This is a genomic window from Paenibacillus paludis (assembly GCF_042610515.1).
Classification (GTDB): Bacteria; Bacillota; Bacilli; order Paenibacillales; family Paenibacillaceae; genus Paenibacillus_AQ.
Map to the genome: position 1 here is coordinate 418,593 of NZ_JBGJZP010000002.1, position 19,217 is coordinate 437,809.

Genomic DNA, 19,217 nt, shown 5'->3' on the forward strand with positions numbered 1-19,217 from the left:
TTTATTGCTTTATCTTTCTCCGTCTGTTTCAAAAGTCTTGCTTTCTGCTTATTGCTTTTCGTTTGCGTCCTTTACCAAGAAACCCAGAAGTCCTTTGGCATAAGGTTCTGGTTGACCTAATACTTCTACCGGGGTACGGTCAATAACGGTTGTCATTTTAATAAATGACCCTATCTGCTCATCCATAAAATCAATGTCCAGTTTGTCTAAATATCCGTTGGGTCCTGTTGCACATAAATAGTCAGGCGCTGGAACAAGTGAGATATTCGGTATCCCGGCGTCAAATAACGGTTGCCCTTCGCCGAAATGTATATTGTTTATCGGTTTCAACGATATACTTCTCACTTTCGTTCTTCCCTTAAGCGAATCCAAATAAATTGTATTCATCATCTCATTTGCTGTATACACAAGTTCAGTTTCAAGATTTCCGGTGTCGCTGTATTGGCTATTCTCCTGATTATCTTTCCATTCCCTGCATCCCAAGTGCTCCAGTGTAAGACCTGCCACCGCCTTCTGATGGCCTCCTTCTCCGTCCCAAAGTTCAGGATGATCTTGCAGCCAGCGTGTAGTGGCTTGACCCTGTATGCCGAATTGCGGAATTTGGAAGTGGCCTGTAACGAACACAAGCACTAAGTCCCTTTGACGCTGTTCCAATGGAAGCTTTGAGAAATACTCTGCCATCGCCAGCAGGCCAACCCCTCCGTTTTCCTCACAGGCATTCGGTCCGTCTGTATGGGTATTGATCAGGATATTTTCGCTTCTATTCGTTCCCGGAAGAATGGCATAAAGCGTATCGCTATCTGCATTTTCCTCGATTTCAGCATGCAGCACTAAACGTGCTTTAGCATGCCGGAAGGCTAGCTGCTTCAATTGATCTCCTGTGTTCCCGTCTACCCATAGAGCCGGACAGTCTTTAAGTGCAGTTGTGAATGGAAGGTATTGCCCCCTAACGTTTTCTGCGGATATCTTTTTCCAGACACATATCACGCCTAACACTCCAGCTTGTTGTGCCTCTACTAAATCCGGACCTTTCATTAACGAACTAACAACAGAATTTCTTAGTCCGAAAGGAAGCTTTGCGCTTTTAGGAAACGAGGTTCTTTTTCTAAGTGCTACCGAAGAGGGAAGTTTAGAAACGGTTACTTCCACAATCGCGATTTTTCCAGCCGCCTGTTTGAAATTTCCGGGTCCTGAACCACAATAGATCAGTTCACCCACAACGCCATCCTCTGTGGTTGTTCCTGAATAGGGGTAGTAGGACGTAACGGGATATTCCTCTATGCCGCCATGTTCCGCCTGCACAGACAGACTCCATTGCTTCGCTTCCCATTTTGTGAATACATGCTTGTCCCGGTTGACTTTCAGTCCCATGTCCGTTAATTCTTGTTCGAAAAAATCAATCAGCTTTCTATGTGCCTTATTTCCAGTAAATCGCGGACCGACTCTATTCAGCTCTTCTTGCCAATACCATAGCTTATCTTTGTCAGGAAGGATGTTGCTATTCATAGTACATAGCTCCTTTTTGCTGTAGCTCAACTTAATACTTTTCTTCATCACTGATTCCATTATAAAGGTTGAAGTATACTGCAAGGTCAAGCTCCTCCTAAAATTAAAGACCCGCAGAGGGATGGGGCATCCATCCCTTCTGCGGGTCTTGTTTGTATTTCAGCATCGCTTTTACATTAGAACAAATTTTGAAAAAGCAATCCCATCAGCACAGCAGATTCTTGATTTAACAGCATATCCTTCGGCCGATATTGTACTGTTCCATTAGTCGTTGCAACATCAGGACCATACAGATGAAGGCCCACTACGAATTGTACACCTTCAGATGCCCAAGGGCTGACATCCTCGCTTAGCTCAGCCTTTACAGGTTCAACCATTAAATTTTGCTTCACCAGCCTCCATATTATAGTTGCTGCCTGCTCCCGGGTCACAGGCTCATCCGGGCGGAAGCTTCCATCCGAAAATCCCGATACGACTCCGCTTTCAACTGCAGTCTGAATAACTGCCTCATACGGATGACCCTTAGTATCGCTAAACTGGCTAGGAGTTGAAGAAAGCGGGAAATCTGTAAACTTGAACAACTGGGCAATAAATTTGCCCCTTGCCAGGGGTTCTTCCGGCTTAAATGTATCCTGATCCTGCTGAATCACACCCAATTGAACGAGTTCATAAATGTATTTTGCATAAGGATGATCCTCTGGAACATCAGAATATTTCGCAGGCTCAGGAAGCTTCTCAGACCAGCTCCCCTCCTTGTTGTAAGAGAAGTATTCCATGTTCCCGTCTTTATCCGCTTTGAAGCCGGCAGGCACTCCCTCCTCATCATAGAACAGCATATCCTTTGACTGGCGTAAGACATGCTCTCCCCGGGGATCAGACACCATCAGAGTTCCGTCACCGGCCTTAATATTGTAGGTCCAGCCAGGCATACGCAAATCCCGATATAACCCTTCGAATGGATGCAGTTGCTCTTGCGTAGGCTTCGGCGTTTTGATCACAGGACTTATCCCTTTGCCAGGGAAATAGCGGTTCATAAACTGCTCAAAGAATGGGGCCCGGAGGTTGCCTTTATCACTGTTAAACACAATGAATATTCCCGTTTTCTCTTCAGGCAGCAACCATAGATTGCTATGAAATCCCGGTAAATCGCCACCCTTCTCAACGACAGTGTATCCATTGTAAGACGACGGATAAATAGTCTCCAGGCCATAACCGCTCCCCGGAATATCAGGATGAATAGTCACACTGTTCTTCTCCATCTCCAAGACTGAGTCTTTCGTTAAGATGCGTTTAGAACCCTGTTGTCCATAGTTAACCATCGCCTGAAGGAATTTCGCCATGTCACTGCCTGTTGAGAACATGCCTCCTTCCGGACCGCTATCAGGGATATTGGGAATCTGTGCTGCAGGCTTCAGTGTTATATCATAAGGGGTAGCAATGGCCTTCTTCACCTCACTGTTGAACAGCACATTACTGTTATCCATACCTAAGGGTTCGAACAAGCCCTTTTTCATATATTCTTCAAAGGTTGAGCCACTCGTCTGTTCGATAATGTAGCCCAGCAGAGAAAATCCATAATTGTTATATCTGTAGGCTTCACCAGGTTTACGGGTAACAGTGGGTACTGTTGCTTTTACATATTCCTCCAAGCTGTAGGCTTTAGCAGGATCAGCGGACCCGCCTAAATCAAAACCCGAAGTATTGGTCATCAAATGCTTAAGAGTAAGCGGGGACCCTGTTTTATTAGGAATTTGCAGATGAGGCAAATAGCCCTGTATATCCTTATTCAAATCAACCTTGCCTGCCTCAGCCAACTGCATGATACCTACAGAGGTAAGCAGCTTGGAGACGGAAGCCAGACGAAATACGGTCTTATCTGCATCGAAAGGTTTCTTGGCGGCAACATCAGCGTAACCGTAACCTTGATTAAGCAATACCTTGCCATCTTTAACCACAACAACTGCAGCTCCTACAAGCTGTTCTTGAATTTCTTTCTGTTTAAAAAACTGATTGGTAAATTCCTTTACATCTGCCTCTTCCAACTTTGCGTCTGAGCGCTGAACGGGTTCAGCTTTCGCCAGTGCTGTTGAAGGCAGTATAAGCAAGGTGGCAAGGGCCAGCCCGAGGATTTTTTTCATCATAAATCTCCTAATCATAGAATTGGTTAGTACTCCATAAGCAAAAGGGTCTAAATAGTTTGTCCGTAGGTTTCAACTATGATGTCATCTGGTAACTCCCTCCTTTGTCTGCATCGGTATCCTATACCCTTTCTAGTTTACTCAATCAATTCTTAACAATCTTTATTTGATTCTTAACTGTTTCTTAAAAACGCAGCCAACAGCATTTCGTGGTAGTATTTAGGGTGTAGGAGGGGGTGCTCCAGTTGTGATCCTCCAAAAATTAAAGACCCGCAGAGGGATGGGGCATCCATCCCTTCTGCGGGTCTTGTTTGTATTTCAGCTTCGCTTTTACATTAGAACAAATTCTGAATAATCAATCCTATCAGCACAGCAGATTCTTGATTTAACAGTATATCCTTCGGCCGATATTGTACTGTTCCATTTGTTACTGCAACATCAGGACCATAAATATGAAGGCCCACTACGAATTGTACACCTTCAGATGCCCAAGGGCTGACATCCTCGCTTAACTCAGCCTTTACAGGTTCAACCATTAAATTTTGCTTCACCAGCCTCCATATCATAGTTGCTGCCTGCTCTCGGGTCACAAGCTCATCCGGGCGGAAGCTTCCATCCGAAAATCCCGATACGACTCCGCTTTCAACTGCAGTCTGAATAACTGCCTCATACGGATGCCCCTTAGTATCGCTAAACTGGCTAGGCCTTGTAGAAAGCGGGAAATCTGTAAACTTGAACAACCGGGCAATAAATTTGCCCCTTGTCATAGGTTCTTCCGGCTTAAATGTATCCTGATCCTGCTGAATCACACCCAATTGAACGAGCTCATAAATATATTTTGCGTAAGGGTGATCCTCTGGAACATCAGAATATTTTGCAGGCTCAGGAAGCTTCTCAGACCAGCTCCCCGCTTTGTTGTAGGAGAAGTATTCCATGTTACCGTCTTTATCCGCTTGGAAGCCGGCAGGTAATCCCTCCTCATCATAGAACAGCAGATCCTTAGACTGGCGTAAGACATGCTCTCCCAAAGGATCTGACACCAGCAGAGTTCCCTCACCGGCCTTAATATCGTAGGTCCAGCCAGGCATACTCAAATCCCGATATAACCCTTCGAACGGATGCAGTTGCTCTTGCGTAGGCTTCGGCGTTTTGATCACAGGACTTATCCCTTTGTCAGGGAAATAGCGGTTCATAAACTGCTCAAAGAATGGGGCCCGGAGGTTGCCTTTATCACTGTTAAGCACAATGAATATTCCCGTATTCTCTTCAGGCAGCAACCATAGATTGCTATGAAATCCCGGTAAATCGCCACCCTTCTCAACGACAGTGTATCCATTGTAAGACGACGGATAAATAGTCTCCAGGCCATAACCGCTCCCCGGCATATCAGGATGAATAGTCACACTGTTCTTCTCCATCTCCAAGACTGAATCTTTCGTTAAGATGCGTTTAGAACCCTGTTGTCCATAGTTAACCATCGCCTGAAGGAATTTCGCCATGTCACTGCCTGTTGAGAACATGTGTCCTTCCGGACCGCTGTCAGGGATATTGGGGAGCTGTGCTAGAGGTTTCAGTGTAATGTCATAAGGGGTAGCAATGGCCTTCTTTACCTCACTGTTGAACAGCACATTACTGTTATCCATACCTAAGGGTTCGAACAAGCCCTTTTTCATATATTCTTCAAAGGTTGAGCCGCTCACCTGTTCGATAATGTAGCCCAGCAGAGAAAATCCATAATTGTTATATCTGTAGGCTTCACCAGGTTTACGGATAACAGTAGGTACTGTTGCTTTTACAAAATCCTCCAAGCTGTAGGCTTTACCAGGCTCAAGGGAGCCCCCTAAATCAAAACCCGAAGTATGAGTCATCAAATGCTTAAGAGTAAGCGGGGACCCTGTTGGATTCGGAATTTGCAGATGAGGCAAATAGCCCTGTATATCCTTATTCAAATCAACCTTGCCTGCCTCCGCTAACTGCATGATCCCCACAGAGGTAAGCAGCTTGGAGACGGAAGCCAGACGAAATACGGTCTTATCTGCATCGAAAGGTTTCTTGGCGGCAACATCAGCGTAACCGTAACCTTGGTTAAGCAATACCTTGCCATCTTTAACCACAACAACTGCAGCTCCTACAAGCTGTTCTTGAATTTCTTTCTGTTTAAAAAACTGATTGGTGAATTCCTTTACATCTGCCTGTTCCAACTTTGCGTCTGAGCGCTGAACGGGTTCAGCTTTCGCCAGTGCTGTTGAAGGCAGTATAAGCAAGGTGGCAAGGGCCAGCCCGAGGATTTTTTTCATCATAAATCTCCTAATCATAGAATTGGTTAGCACTCCATAAGCAAAAGGGTCTAAATAGTTTGTCCGTAGGTTTCAACTATGATGTCATCTGGTAACTCCCTCCTTTGTCTGCATCGGTATCCTATACCCTTTCTAGTTTACTCAATCAATTCTTAACAATCTTTATTTGATTCTTAACCGTTTCTTAAATGTGCTGCCTGCTTCATTCTTATAGTTTGAACCTTGGAAGTCAGTTCTGTATGTATGGCTGGCTGTTATAATATTTTTCGTATGCACCGTAAATAAATATAAATTCCCGAGGTCATAAAATATAACATAGTTATAGTTATAAATCGCCACAAATTCATGATATATTCGGAGCCTTGGAATAAATTTATCATTCCCAACAAAATACAGATTCCGAATGTAAAATCATATAGTAAGGGTTTCACTATTCCTTTAAAGGCAACCTCCTTGTTGCGTAAAACTTTCATATTCCATATAGACGCAACCAATTCAAGTACAATTATTGCAATAGCAGCCCCCTTATAACCAAACCCGGGGATAGCCACTAAAAAATATTGGATGATTATTGAACATGCGATTCCGGAAAGAAGTCCAAAGAAGGGATCTTTCCTATTATCCTGAGCCCATAAAATACTGGTGGAAATCTCACGAAAACCAACGATCAGAGGGATAGGGGCTAAGGCTCTAATCACATGACTTGCGCTGTCCGTATTAAAAATGTAAAAAGACAGTTCATCTGCATACACAAATAAAAACAAACCGGTTACTCCTCCCCATAACCAGCATGTGTATAAGGCAGTATTACAGATGCTAATGAACTTTCTTTTGTCTCCCTTTTGCCACTCAGCAACAATGTGACTCGTTAAGATATGACTCAATGCTCCGGTAAACAGTGTAGGTGCATAAACTACAATGACGGCCATTCCATAAATAACTCCGTATAAAGCGGTTGCTTCAGAAGCACTGTAGCCTGCTGCAACGAGACGATTGGGAACAAGAAGAGCATCAACAAATTCTGAAAGCGGAATAAACAGACGGGTAGCGGAGATTGCCAACGAAGTTCTCACAAACCAAGAGAGTGTTATAAATGAATCTCTGCTCCTGTATGAAGATATAGTTTCTTTATTAAGTGAAATGAAAATAGTCAACATACTAAATGAGATAAATGCGCCCATGAAAGTGCCGTATAATCCATATCCAATTGCCCGCTCTACACCGAGTGACAAGAACTGACCAACAAGCAACAGCATAAAAATAAATCTGAACGACTGCTCAACAATCTCCGAGAGTGCGATTATCCCAAATTGCTTCAGCCCTTGCAGGTACCCTCGTACCAAGCCCAGAAGAGGTACTGCAAATAAAGATAAGGAAAGACTGCGAATCGCATATTCCAGTCCAGGATTACTCAGAAACCCGGCAACATCTGATGAATTCCAGAAAACCCCAAGACTAAGAAGGCCACAGGAAAGAATAAGACATAGCGATACTATTTTTAAAAATCCCCAACCCTGTTTAGGTGCTTTAGCTGTTGCAATAGCAAGTGTCGTTGGAAATCCGCTGGTAAGCATCAAGATAAATCCGTAAAAGGAATAGGAAATTTGATACAGTCCTATTCCTTCTGCGCCAATGATTCTTGTAAGGATCACCCGGCCGACGAGTCCAATCAACTTCACTACGAACATGGCGCCGGCTCTGATCACGAATTGTTTGATAAGCCGGGGTATCCTCATTTTCCCCTCCTGCATCACATAAAGGTTCTTATTTCTATGTGTATGAACAGTGAGCCCCTGATATGCTGACAAGCCTTAATTTCACTCATTTGCTCAATCTTTGATGTGAAATAACTGATATCTAGTATCTCTGTCCCATCCTAAATCAAAAGGAACCCGATAACGGTCAGCGGTGTGTGAATTAACTAACGGATAGCCATAATCATCAAATCCGACAACGATGGAGAAATGATCCGTATCATCATCATGCAATATATAACCGATGAGATCCCCAGGCTTCAGCATGGAAATCGCACCTTCAGGGTATTTATCAGAGGGGCTGGTAATTTGCAGATAATTACCCTTAGCAATAAGCTTGCCATATCCAGATCTTATAAGGAAGCGACTCAAGGAATCTGTTTGAACCCAGGTTTGGGTTCCACCTGAATTTTTAAAATAACGCCAGTTCCCTGCCACGGCTAAACCCCCGCCCTCCTCAGCATCTCCGATGACCTGGGAAGCAAAATTTGTACAGTCCCCTCCTTTACTTGTGTAATCCATATATTTGTTATTGTACCGATGCTGATTACCGGCCCCCCAAGCAGCTCCGGCATACTTGTTGGCATAACGGACAGCACGATCGCGGTTATACATTTTGTTGCTGGTATGATCGGAGGATTGTGGCTTAACGGAAGGGGCTAGCCCGTCTAATCCTTCTGTAACCTTATCCGGATTCTCATCCAAAGGATCTAAGTACCATTCCCTGGAAACTTTCCAAAGTCCGTTTCTTTTTTTCAATGTAATGAAATGCCTTGTTCCAACTCCGAAAAATTGCTCTGGCAAAATTTTGTTTGTATAGATATATCCAACTTTGTGGGATTGCACAAGTGAGACTACAGCTTGATCTCCTGCAATACTCTGACGGACAATCCGAATAGTGCTTTGAGAATGTGTCAATTGAATAGCTCTTTTATTTGACCATTTATTTAAGTATTTCATTCTGTTTTTTTCATGCTGCAGTGCAATTTGACTGGCTTTATCATCAAGGTAATAATCCTTTACTTTTTGAAGGTCTTGGCTGATTATTGCTTCAGCTCTGACCCTGTATAAGTCATCCAATGCAGATTTAATTTCATGGTCCGCCTTATTTTGTTTAGCAACTGCCGCATTTGTTGAAAATGGCAGAATGGTCATAACCAATATCATCACAACTATTTTGTATATATATTTTATGTGTGTGCCTCGTTTCATAGTTCCCCACCTAATTTAGCGAAAATAACCAATCTTTGTTCATGTTCCTTTTTCTTTCTGCTGTAACGGCCAGTACAAGTAATAAGATTCAAGCGGTAATCATCGCTTTTGCCGAATATGCGTTCTAATGGTGCTTCCTTGGGTTTGAAAATCTCTACGGACTCGACGGTGTAGGTTAATTTATTACCTTTTAAGCTGGTAACAATAATTGGATCACCTCGTTTTAGTTTTTTCAAATTAAAAAAAATTGCTGGCCCTGTGTAACTATCCACATGCCCGTCAATAATGACATTCCCCTTCTCACCAGGTAACGTACCCGGGTATAAAAGACCCGCCAATTGTGTATCTTTGGGCACATCCATCTGACCATTATCAAGCACAGCAACCTTTTTTAATTTGGCCTTGACTGAAATTGAAGGAATAGTAATGACATCAGGCATAAATTTGACAGGTAAGACATCCGTCTTCTTCATGATTTTAATTTTTGTTGGCTGCGAAGCTGCTGTTGGAGTAGGCAAAGCCTCTAGTACTACATCTTTTTTTTCATTTCCATTATTGGATTGAGATGCAAATAAACTGGCAAGCCCCAGACAAAAAATCACCAAAATATACAAGCTGATTTTTTTTTTCATATTTAGAAAAGAAAGAGGGTCAAGAATTCAACCCTCTTTCATCCTCCTATTCCATTTGTTCGCTGGCACCGCCGAAGCCGGATTTTGGCATTTCGGTTGCTTTTGTCTTAATACTCTTGGCTTTCAGACTTTTAGCTTTTAATCCTTTAGTTTCAACACTTTTTATTTTCATGCTTTTTCCTTTAACACTTTCCGCTTTTATCTTGCTTGGTTTGTGACTTTTCATGTGCAATTTCTTTTCATGCTCTTTGTGCATCTTTTCCTTATGAATCTTTTCTGAGTGGAGCATCTTTTCTTGTTTTGCGTGAGGTTCACTTGGTGCTGCTTGTACCGCAGAAGCAGCTGACAGCATTAGACATACCGACATTATTGCTACAGAAATTTTTTTCATTTTATACCCTCCTTAAATTTTTTCCCCGAATATTAATATCTCCACAATGATCTTTTTTAGAGAAGTAAATTAATCCCACCTCCTTGTTTTTATTCCACTATTTAACATAAATAAAATGACATATTTCCTTATTCTCTGAGCAAAATACGGGCATGGAGGTGATATTAATGAAAAGACTGCATATGTTAGTGCTTATGACCTTGGTAATTGTTGTCCTTTCCACGGGCTGTGGTACTAAAAACAACAACACAACAAATGGATATAAGACTCAATCAAAGGAACAACATATGATTCATAAAGCCGATTCTACTCACTCGGATAAGGTTGCCAAAGACCTTTCCAAGATTAGAGGAGTAGATAAAGCCACTGTTGTCATCCATAACAAGGAAGCAATTGTGGGGCTTGATGTAAAACAAGGTGAGAATCTTTCCATCATTGAACAGGACGCGGTACGGACTGTAAAACGTGAATTGCCTAATCATAATGTGCATGTGACAGCAGACAAAAACCTGCACATGCGTATTCAAAGTCTCCATCAGGGCATGAAACCGCTTGACGGGCATCCTGTCCGGAATTTCTCGGAGGACGTAACTACACTCATCAAAGACATCGGGCGAACCGTAACTTACCCTTTACGTTAACTTTCACTCAGCACGAAATGGGGTGTCCCAAAAGCCATGAAATGGCTTGCCCGGGACACCCCATAGGTGCTTCAATAGTTATAGCTTTCCGTGGTCAATGCGAGTTGTGGTTCAACTTCACCAAGACAATTAATAATTCACTTCCAGTGGGATCATGGATCGAGCCGAGGCTTCATACTCTTGGGGGATGAATGGTTTGGCCGAAGAATAACTCAAGTAGGTATCCACTATTTTAAAATATAAAAAGGCCACGCTGCTTTCATCTTCCGGAATCCATTTACCGTTTACTTCATCGGTAAGCTGCACTTCTTTTTCATCGCTGCCCTCTACAGCAGGCCCAATCTCTTCTTCAGATTGAGCAATAGCCATACGCAGGAATTTAAGGATTAACGTATTCTCTTTCACCTCTATACCTTCAAAAGAATCGTCCGGCCCACCGCCGATTTTAGGGATATACACTTTTTTTACTCCAGCCTTTTGAGCCGCTGCGAGAATCTCCTTCTTCTGCTGATCGGTATATATCAAAGTATTGATTTCATTTTCTGTTGCAGAAGGAGAAGGAGAAACTGTATTATTTGGATGATTAGACACGTCGCTGCATCCTCCCAGCACCAGTACTGCTAAACAGCTCACCATTAACAATTGTCTTCTTGTATATTTCATGATTAGTCCTCCAGACTTGATCATTGTTTTCTATTTCAGAAGTATAAACTCCAGCCATAATCTATAAGTTTCATAATGTTTTCAATTATAATAAATTTTTGTAAATTACTTTACATAAAAGTGAAGCACCCTCAGTACGGTGAAATACCGGCTGAAGGTGCTTCTTTTAATAAGATATGCTGCTGGTTACTTCAGGTAGGTACCCGTCACTCCAATTCCGCCGCTGCCGTTTAACACATACACTCTCGCATTTCCTTTACCGGAGCATGTCAGTGTAATTGTGCCGTTGGTTACATTTTTCGAATCGCCGGTCACCGCATCCACGTAAGTTCCGTTCGGAATTCCGGTAAAAGTGGCATTGCCCGAAATCGTAACCAATGCAAAGCTGTCAATGCCTTTGGCGTTGTCAGTATATCTTCTCTTAAACGCCAGGTTGCCCGTTACATTCTCTGTAGAATACTGACCTTTCTGCAAAGCAGGAACCGCTCTTCTGATTAGATTGAGCTGTCTGATATGTTTGGCCAGAGGGTAGTTGAGCGAGTCCGCAAGTGTGCCGGTAGCATTGGTATATCTGCCGTAATCTTGTACTGTTACATTGCCTTCAATATGGTCACCGTAGTAAGCGCGGCCTGTTGTGCTGAGCGGTGCGTTTGGACCTACATCAATAACGGACCCCTTTTTGAATTCAATTTCAGAGCCATAGAAGATGGCGGGGATTCCCCGGAAAGTGAACATCAGAGCGAGATTCTCAGCCCAAGTGTCCTGTGTACCAGCAAAGCGCTGATTTTCCGGAGCCTGGTCGGGAGCATAGTCATGAGAGTCGATGTAGGTTACATTCCAGGTTGCATCGTTATAGAATTGGTCACCGCTTTTCATACTGAATGCTTCCTGTGCTGACTTGAAGGCCCAATGCATAGGGAAATCAATCACATCCATACCCGATTTCATGGAATAATCAGGCGCATGATAGGTATTGCCGATCAGGAAAGCATTGTTTGAGGTAGGCTGTCCTGCTGTAGTCGAGTTATCTGCCCACTCCTGCTCAACCGACGCTTTATTGGAAGCGTAATCATTTGTGTTATCGCCCGGATACGATTTCGAAGATTTCCAGGTATAAAATGGTGTCGAAATTGCCGGAATCCCGCTGTTCCATACATCTCTGTAGCGGGTGGCCACTTCACCAAAGATAAAGAAGTCCGAGCCGCCTCTTGTCTTCCAGGCAGGAATAAAGTATTTATTAAAAATATACCGGCTCACGTGCTTCACTGTATCGAGACGGAAAGCATCTACACCCATATCAATATATTGGTTATAGGAGTCTATCAAATACTGGTCAACTACAGGATTTTCCGTGTTGAGGTCGACGCAGTCTCCGGCAATCTGTCCTGTCTGTACGGTGTAAGATTCCCAGGAAAGACTTTTCTCCGTATGGTAAATGTTATTATTCGTCCCCTCTGTCTTCATTAAGGCAAGTCTTGCCTGATATTGCTGATCGGGTGTCATGGAATCATAGTTTGCCGGCAGCTTATCGGTTATTTTGAGCATGTTGTTAACGGTGTCCGGCTTGGTCTCATCTTTCTTGAACATGGGGAACAGATTCTCTTCACCGAAATTACCGGTATGATTAACGACGATATCCTGAATAACCTTCAACCCTTTGGCATGGGCCGCATGGATCAGCTCCTGATAGGAAGCGCCTGCCGATTCATACCTTGGGTCTACTTTGGCAAAATTGATCGGGTGATAACCATGATAATCATAACCGCTCGCATTCTCCACAACAGGTGTAATCCAGATGGCACTGAATCCGAGAGCTTTGATGTAATCGAGCTTTTGAATCAGGCCCTTGAAATCGCCTCTCCAGGCCGGGTCCGAATCCGGATTATTCGCCTTGGCATCATCCCATGCGTGCACGTTGTTGCTCGGATCGCCATCATAGAACCGCGAAGTGATCACGAAATAAATGCTGTCTTCCCGGAAATCTCCCGACTTACCAATGTTGTAGACAAAGCTTTGTGTGGTTTGATTGCCGGCGCCGTCTATCACTAAGAACTTCAAAGTGGTGGTTTTGGAGATAAGTATGGAAGGTCCTGTCAAGCCGGTCAGTGCATTGCCTGAAATATAGGCTTTAGAACTTGCGGATGGTTCCGTACCATCATCTGTGTAGTATGCCCTCGTCGTTGCTGCCTTGTTATCTTTTATCGTGAAGGATACAGTGACCTGGGACTCAGAATGCCCAACAGGCAAATTCGCTGTGATTGTCGGGGCTTGAAAATCGGCATTTAAGTCAATCACATAAGCGAAAGAGACTACATTTCCTGCTTGACCCAATGAGTTCACAGCAAAGGCCTTGATGGTCAAAGAGGAAGCCACCTGAATTGGCGAGGTATACAAGGCCGATGCTGTCGTAGGTGTTGAGCCGTCTGTTGTATAGTAAATTTTATCGCCGCTATTGGTACTGGAAAGTTTCACTGTCTGGGCAGAATCGTATGTCTTCGGTGCAGGAGAGACTGAAACCACTGGAATTTTGGGGATTTCCGGGTTGGCTTCATACCACACGTTATCCGTGTAATACCAGGACTCCTTCACACTGCGGGACAAATCGCCCGTCTGTTTGCCGCTGCCGTCATTAAAAATCAGACTCGCGCCCGCGGCATCAGCAATCGTATAGCTGTACCAATCGTTCCCATCCGACTTCATCAGAATTCCCGGCCATGCCCCGCTTGTTGGAACGGTTGCCGGACTCAGATTCCAATAATGAATTCGCATCGCTGAATTCCAGCTTGAAGGTTTCTTAATGTGAACCGTTACCCCGGCTGCGATAGCTGTGGGTGTCGGTGTTACGGTTGCCGTCGGTGTTGGTGTTGGTGTTGGTGTTGGTGTTGGTGTTGCGGTAGCTGTTGCTGTTGCTGTCGGTGTTGCTGTTGGTGTTGGTGTTGCTGTTGCTGTCGGTGTCGCAGTTGCTGTCGGTGTTGCAGTGGATGTAGGTGTTGCAGTGGATGTAGGTGTCGGTGTTACGGTAGGCGACGGAGTAGCTCCAGGCGAGACGGTCACATAGTCGATATTAATGTTTCCAGTGTCAGTGGAGTCGTATTTGTAAGCAACCGTATTATTTCCGGCCTGCAAGGAGAGCGTTTCTGTCTGGTCGCCCCATGTATCCCAATTGGCCAAGCTTGGCAAAGTTGTCTGTTTTACTTTTATTCCATTGACATAAATGGAGAGGTTTTTGGCGCTGCCCGTTGCATTCGCATAGCGGAGAGTGGCATTATAGGCGGCCTGACTGGACGCCTGGACGCTGAAAGTTGCAGCTGCTCCGGAGGCGGTGTATCCATCCACAAACCCGGTCCCGGAATATCCGGTGTGGTTTGTATTTACTTTTGCACCTCCAGACAAGCCTGCGTTCTCGGCTTCGTATTTCCCGGTAACCGGAATTGTGACCGTCCAGTTTTTCCCGCCATTGCTATCCCAGTAATCTGTCGGGGCCGTAATATGATAACAATAAATTAGTGTGGCACCCTCCGGCACATTGATGTTCGCCGTAAATGTGGTCCCATTCCTGGCCATTGCCGTGTCCACAGTATTCGTCCAGTTATTGGTAGTCCAGTGCAATGTCACAGCTGTCGCTGTAGAACTTGTATAGGTGACCGTATAATCGGTATCGCTGGCCGAAGCCCCTCCTGATAAGCCGAATAAGCTGAAGCAAAGCGCAAAAATAACCAACCATGAAACTAATCTCCGAGCTGTTTTTCGTGCCAAATAAACAACCTCCTGATCTAAATTTAATGGAACAGCGTGCGCAAACGTTTGCATTAAAGAGAAAAAAAAGAAAATCTTCTAATTTAACAACATTGGTCCATTGATCTCCTCCTCCGGTAGTAATTTGGAAAGATCCATCATGTGTATACGCTTACAATTAGAGTCTTCAGGAAGTATCCGCTACACCGTTACACAGAGTTTCATATCTCCAATGAATTTTCCTGTTATGATTATAGCCTCCATACTTTTCCAGGTCAATGAATCTCTTTGCCTATTAATCTGTCGCTATAGCTACAAAAATCTCTGATATATTCGTCCCGATTGTCGATTATTAAGCTACATTGTCAACAATTGTTAGGTCAGCGGTCCTCCCCTTTCCACATGCGCAAATAAAAAAACGCAAGACCACCGCCTTTGCGGGTATCTTGCGTTTTGGAGCTATATAGATTGAACTTAAGGTTTTAGAGTAAAGGATCATCGCAACTACGGTGAATATTTGGACTTCCGGCCGCTGTTGTCGTAAGAATTTCTTGATTTTAACCGCTACTAGCGGTAGAAATCCGAAGACTGCCTATGCTTTCGATGATAGCTTTCCTTCGGAAAGCTTTCAGGCGGACACTACCACTCCTCCAGTTCCAAAATCCCCCTCCATTGCTCCTTTTCCTTATCTCAGTTTTTAAGTTCAATCTATATAGCATTTATTGTCCTAATCAGCAGAAGGCCGGAACTGAAACCACCGGAAATCAAACTGGCTGCCTGGCAGGAACAAGAAGGTTACTGTCCGGCTGCCGCTTACAGGCTCGAGGATAAATTCCCGCTCTGTGTAGCCGTCTGAACCGGCAAACTCCACAAGCTGCTTGGATTCGCCCCCGGGACCGCTGAACAGCAAATGAAGCGTATTGTTCTCAAGTGCAGAGCGCCCGCAGATTACAATCCGTGTACAAACCTGCTCTCCAAAGTCCATCCCGTCAAACACGAGAGAGACATTGTTCCCGATGCCTTCGATAGCTGTCTCCGTGACGTTGAAGTTGTCGCCATAAATCCGGCTGTTCTCAAGAGCGGCGAGCCGTTCGTAGGCTTTGCGCTTGTGGACAAAGCGGAACCCTTTCAGGTGTATCTTCCGCCGCAGGACAAAGGAGAGAGAAGTGATGCCCGTCAAACGTTTGGGCAGCTTGTAGGTTTCCTCCTGATATACATTCCATTGTGACGGCTTCTGATAGGTTACGATGGACAGCAGACCAGCCCCCGGTTCTCCCGGTACGCCTTCCCAAATTTCAATCGGGAACTCTTCGCCGTCCAGGGAGAAAATAGGAAGAATGATTTCATCCGCCCCATAGTCGCCGAAATCAATCCGTTCGAAACAGATCCGGCTCTCTCCTTCCCGCGCCGTTGCAACGCCGCGATCGTTGCCGTTGGTCAGGTTAAGACTGGCACTGCTGTGATAGCCGGCGGATATAAATTCATAGGGGTCCAGATAAGCTTGGCCTAGCCCGGTGAGCTTGAATTCCATTTGCGAATAGAGCCGAATCCCCTCAGCACCGTTGGTAGTGCCACATCGGATATACACATCCCCATCTCCAAGACCGGTAATGACCGCTTCATGACCATCCGCCTCAATAGTCGCTATATTGGCATCTATCCCTCCGGCATTGGTAATACGCCACTCTACATCCTGAAAGGTAGCATTCTCCGGATGAAGCTTCACACGAACTGGAAGCGCAGGATGCTCCGCAGTAAGGACATTGCCCTCAGGACAGATCAATTCCAGCTTGCGCACAGGAATTTCCGCAGCCACGCTGCTTTGAATTTCTTCCGGTTCTTTCCTTGCCTCCAAAGGACAGTCCGCATAGAGGTATAACCCGTCTTCCGCAGCAGTTCCGGGCTCCGGTGCTGCGGACTGCAGCACAAGCCCGGCGGAAGGCATTTCCGGCGAAGAAGCTCGCAGGATGATCGTGCCCGTCTCCCGGGTGCCGGCAATCACAGCGAGCAGCTTGCCGCTGAACATCTTGCGGCTTACACCCTTGTATGGATCGTAGTCCGTGCTGTCGCCATTATCCAGACCAACCAGACGTCCGGGGCCTTCTATACTAAGGCTAACCCGGTTATTGGCGTTTGCCACCGGAAGACCTTCCTTGTCAGCTGCGGTAATCGTAACAAAGATCAAGTCCCCACCATCAGCCGTAATTTGCTGCTTATCGGGAGTCAGGACCAGAGAGGCGGCATCACCAAAGGAGGATTGCTGCTCCGTAGCGATCACATTGCCCAGATCATCATAGGCAACAGCACGGAGGACTCCCGGAGCATAAGGCAGCTGCCATTCTCCAAGCAGCTTGTGGCCATTGACATGATCGATGTCATAGGTGCCTTGGGATACATCATTGAAGAACAGCTCAATCCGCGGAGCATTCGAGCAAACCCGGACATCAATGAGCTGCCCCTCCGAGAAATCCCAGTACGGGAAAATATGGATCATCGGATGGGTTCTGTAATCCGTCCATTCCGCTTGATAAATGTAATAAGCATCCTTCGGAAATCCTGCCGTGTCCAATTGTCCAAAATAGGAGTTTTTGGTGAAGTACGGAGTCGGCTCTCCTATATAATCGAAGCCGGTCCACAGAAACTGTCCGAGAGAATAGCTGGCATCGCGGTCGGCCGTGATGCAGGCCTCCGTGCTTTTGGCCCCCCAGCTGGTTGAGCTGTTACCGAGGGAGGAGCACTGCTGATCATCGTCGGCCAGCACTGACTGGGCCAGCGGGAAATGATAGATCCCCCGGCTCTGTACGGTTGAACAGGTCTCGCTGCCATAGATGATCCAGTCCGGGTGCTCCTGATGCTGGCGGTCATAATATTTCTCCCCGTAGTTGTATCCCGCCACCTTGACAATATCGGCGCATTTCTGCGCATTCTCCCAAGGCATGTAGTTGGAGCCAATCGTTACGAAGGCGTTGCCCCGGGGATCATGGAAGAGCACCTCATCCTGCAGCAGCCTTGTGACCTCCTGGCCGCGGGCATCAGCATGGCTGTCGTAGATCTCATTGCCGATACTCCACATGATGAGACTGGGGTGGTTGCGGTCCCGCCGCACCCAGCTGGCCACATCCTTCTTCCACCACTCCGGGAAGAAACGGGCGTAGTCATAGGGAGTTTTGCTGCGCTCCCACATGTCGAAGGCTTCCGAGACGATAAGCATGCCCATTTCGTCCGCCAGTTCCATTAATTCAACCGCAGGCATATTATGCGCGGTGCGGATGGCGTTCACACCCATTTCCTGCAGCAGAACGAACTGCCGCCGCAGCGCAGCCTTGTTGACGGCAGCGCCCAGACAGCCAAGGTCATGGTGCTGGCACACACCGTAAATTTTGACGTGGTTGCCGTTCAGGAAGAAACCTCTCTCGCTGTCCAATTCCACCTGGCGGAATCCGAAGCTTTGCCGTTCTTCTTCGGTAACTTCATCCTGATCCAGCAGCTCCGTCTGGAGTGTATACAGACAGGGATTGCCGATATCCCAGAGCACCGGCCGGTCCACGGTCAGACGGCTGTGGGCATGAACGATAAGACCGCCGCCCTGCGCTGGGAGCGCAGATTCCCCATGTGCGATTGCCGTTCCGCCGTCATCCAGAATGGTGTGGCGGAGCTTCAGGCCTGATGTTTCCGCTCCTTCTTCCACCTGCAGCTCGCAGTCCACATCGACTGTCCAGGCTTCGCCGCCCGCATGCCGGGCGGCAATATAAATGCCATCGGGAGCTATGTGAGTCTTCGGATAAGTCTTCAGCCACACAGAGCGGTAGATCCCGGCACCGGAGTACCAGCGGGAATTGGGTGATTCATGAATGACACGCATATTAATCGTATTGTCTCCCTCAATCAGATAAGGGGTAATATCGAATTCAAAGGTCGAGTATCCGTATTTCCATTCGCCCGCCACATGTCCGTTCACATAAAGCGTAGAATTCATATACACTCCCTCAAAACGCAGGGACAGGCGGCTGTGGGCTGGCACTTCATCCAGGGTGAAGATTTTGCGGTACCAGCCTTCTCCGTTTTCATAGAGCCCTTGAGTGTTGTAGATCAGCCAATCATGAGGCAGCGAAACCGGCATCCAGTCCGCATCGGCGGCTACCTTCGCCAGCTCCGAATGAAGCGGCTGCTTACTGAAATGCCAGCCAGCATTCAGTTTTCTGTTGATACTCATATGGATAAGATTCCCCCCGTTTGTGGATTGCAGAG

The 19,217-nt window shown here is 45.8% G+C and carries 11 protein-coding genes; 1 reads left to right on the forward strand and 10 read right to left on the reverse strand.

Going from position 1 to position 19,217, the window contains the following annotated elements:
• Nucleotides 1–48 precede the first annotated feature (48 nt).
• The 7 genes from ACAN56_RS05275 to ACAN56_RS05305 all read right to left on the reverse strand — a co-directional run bounded on the left by ACAN56_RS05275 (nt 49) and on the right by ACAN56_RS05305 (nt 9,930).
• Nucleotides 49–1,506, reverse strand: coding sequence for a hypothetical protein (locus tag ACAN56_RS05275; protein WP_379140935.1), 1,458 nt, complete (start codon nt 1,504–1,506; stop codon nt 49–51).
• 176 nt (nt 1,507–1,682) lie between these two features.
• Nucleotides 1,683–3,647 carry a serine hydrolase domain-containing protein gene (locus ACAN56_RS05280; protein WP_379140937.1) on the reverse strand — a complete coding sequence of 655 codons (1,965 nt, stop codon included), beginning with the start codon at nt 3,645–3,647 and terminating at the stop codon, nt 1,683–1,685.
• 332 nt (nt 3,648–3,979) lie between these two features.
• The gene (locus tag ACAN56_RS05285) at nt 3,980–5,944 is read right to left on the reverse strand and encodes a serine hydrolase domain-containing protein (RefSeq protein ID WP_038595199.1); all 1,965 of its coding nucleotides are present in this window, start codon (nt 5,942–5,944) and stop codon (nt 3,980–3,982) included.
• Between the two features lie 251 nt (nt 5,945–6,195).
• Entirely contained in the window at nt 6,196–7,677 is a 1,482-nt protein-coding gene (locus ACAN56_RS05290) for an oligosaccharide flippase family protein (protein WP_379140939.1), read from the reverse strand.
• Between the two features lie 93 nt (nt 7,678–7,770).
• Nucleotides 7,771–8,907 (reverse strand): amidase domain-containing protein, encoded by a 1,137-nt coding sequence (locus tag ACAN56_RS05295; RefSeq protein ID WP_379140941.1) that lies wholly within the window; start codon nt 8,905–8,907, stop codon nt 7,771–7,773.
• Nucleotides 8,904–9,539, reverse strand: a complete 636-nt coding sequence (locus tag ACAN56_RS05300) for a class F sortase (RefSeq protein ID WP_038595206.1) — start codon at nt 9,537–9,539, stop codon at nt 8,904–8,906. The genes ACAN56_RS05295 and ACAN56_RS05300 overlap by 4 nt, the downstream gene beginning before the upstream one ends.
• Before the next feature lie 46 nt (nt 9,540–9,585).
• On the reverse strand, nt 9,586–9,930 hold the full coding sequence (locus tag ACAN56_RS05305; protein WP_038595208.1) for a hypothetical protein: 345 nt from the start codon (nt 9,928–9,930) through the stop codon (nt 9,586–9,588).
• 167 nt (nt 9,931–10,097) lie between these two features.
• Here ACAN56_RS05305 and ACAN56_RS05310 point away from each other — a divergent pair, with 167 nt between their 5' ends.
• Nucleotides 10,098–10,571, forward strand: a complete 474-nt coding sequence (locus ACAN56_RS05310) for a YhcN/YlaJ family sporulation lipoprotein (RefSeq protein ID WP_038595210.1) — start codon at nt 10,098–10,100, stop codon at nt 10,569–10,571.
• Nucleotides 10,572–10,700: 129 nt separating this feature from the next.
• On the opposite strand, the gene ACAN56_RS05315 is transcribed toward ACAN56_RS05310, so the two are convergent.
• The 3 genes from ACAN56_RS05315 to ACAN56_RS05325 all read right to left on the reverse strand — a co-directional run bounded on the left by ACAN56_RS05315 (nt 10,701) and on the right by ACAN56_RS05325 (nt 19,182).
• Nucleotides 10,701–11,234 carry a hypothetical protein gene (locus ACAN56_RS05315; RefSeq protein ID WP_379140945.1) on the reverse strand — a complete coding sequence of 178 codons (534 nt, stop codon included), beginning with the start codon at nt 11,232–11,234 and terminating at the stop codon, nt 10,701–10,703.
• A gap of 186 nt (nt 11,235–11,420) precedes the next feature.
• Nucleotides 11,421–14,990: an alpha-amylase family glycosyl hydrolase gene (locus ACAN56_RS05320; RefSeq protein WP_379140947.1), complete on the reverse strand. Its 3,570-nt coding sequence runs from the start codon at nt 14,988–14,990 to the stop codon at nt 11,421–11,423.
• A 706-nt stretch (nt 14,991–15,696) separates the two neighbouring features.
• Nucleotides 15,697–19,182, reverse strand: coding sequence for a glycoside hydrolase family 2 TIM barrel-domain containing protein (locus ACAN56_RS05325; RefSeq protein WP_379140949.1), 3,486 nt, complete (start codon nt 19,180–19,182; stop codon nt 15,697–15,699).
• Nucleotides 19,183–19,217 lie beyond the last annotated feature (35 nt).